This is a genomic window from Rhodoferax sp. RT5P35, from assembly GCF_056521385.1.
The window spans coordinates 1-1,536 of record NZ_JBWMAX010000101.1 but is presented as its reverse complement, the minus strand read 5'-3'; the positions used below and the strand labels follow the sequence as shown (position 1 = coordinate 1,536).

Here is a 1,536-nt window from a genome sequence, read left to right as displayed (position 1 = left end):
GGCGTGCTGGTCGTGGGCTTCGGCCTGCTGATGCTGATGCAGCAGGCCGTGTCGGCAGCGCGCAGCTGGACCCTGATGGGCATGGGCACCACGCTCAGCGTGCAGTGGCGCGCCAACGTGCTGGGCCACCTGCTGCGTTTGCCCACGCAGTATTTCGAGCGCAGACACCTGGGCGACGTGGTGTCGCGCTTCGGCGCGGTGGACAGCATCCAGGCCACGCTGACCACGTCCTTCCTGGACGCAGTGCTGGACGGCCTGATGGCCAGCATCACGCTGGTGATGATGTTCGTCTACAGCCCGGGGCTCGGCGCGATGGCCTGCGCAGCCATGCTGCTGTACCTGCTCGGACGCTGGGCCTGGTATGCGCCGCTGCGGCGCGCCACCGAGGCCGAGATCGTGCACGGCGCGCGCCAACACAGCCATTTTCTGGAAACCGTGCGCGGCGTGAAGACCATCCAGCTGTTCCAGCGGCAAGAAGAACGCCGCGCCGCCTGGCTCACGCTGCTGATCGAGCAGGTCAACGCAGGGCTGCGCACGCAAAAGCTGCGGCTGCTCTACCAGCAGTGGAACGGCCTGCTGTTCGGCCTGGAGAACCTGCTGGTGATCTGGCTCGGTGCCACGATGGTCATCGACGGCCGCTTCACCGTGGGTGCCTTGCTGGCCTTCTTGGCTTACAAGACCCAGTTCGTCGGCCGCGTGGGCGGCCTGATCGACAAGTTCTTCGAGTTCCGCATGCTGCGGCTGCAGGGCGAGCGCCTGGCCGACATCGTGCACACGCCGCCCGAAGCCACCGACGGTCTGCATCCAAGCCATGAGGACGATGCCGCGCCGCGCCCGGCCGACATTGCCATCCGTGGCCTGCACTTTGCCTACAGCGCGTATGAGCCCGCCGTGCTGCAGGGCGTGGACCTGCACATCGCAGCCGGGGAGTCGGTCGCGCTGATCGGCCCCTCGGGCTGCGGCAAGACCACGCTGGTGAACCTGCTGCTGGGCGTGTTGACGCCCACCGCAGGCGAGATCCGCATCGGCGGCGAGCCGCTGCAGACGCTAGGCCTGAACACGCTGCGCAGCATGGTCGGCACGGTGCTGCAGGACGATGTGCTGTTCGCCGGGTCGATTGCCGACAACATCGCTTTTTTCGACCCGCAACCCGACCGTGGCTGGGTTCAGGCCTGCGCGCAGATGGCCGCCATCGCCGACGACATCGCCCAGATGCCCATGCACTACAACACGCTGGTGGGCGACATGGGAACGGTGCTCTCGGGCGGGCAGCGCCAGCGCATCCTGCTGGCGCGCGCCCTGTACAAGCGGCCCCGCATCCTGCTGCTGGACGAGGCCACCAGCCACCTGGACGTGGCGCGCGAAAAGCTGGTCAACAGCGCGATTGCCGCACTGCAACTCACCCGCATCATCGTGGCGCACCGGCCCGACACCATTGCCAGCGCCAGCCGGGTGATTGCGCTGCAGCACGGCAAGGTAGCGCTGGATGCGCCGGTGGCGACCATGTTTGCGCCCTCCCCGGCGGGCTGAAGAATC

General features: G+C 67.6%; 1 protein-coding gene. It reads left to right on the top strand.

The features are described 5' to 3' along the window. On the top strand, positions 1–1,530 hold a 1,530-nt coding region (locus AC097L_RS23975), incomplete at its 5' end, for a peptidase domain-containing ABC transporter (RefSeq protein ID WP_479589237.1). Between the last annotated feature and the right edge of the window lie 6 nt (positions 1,531–1,536).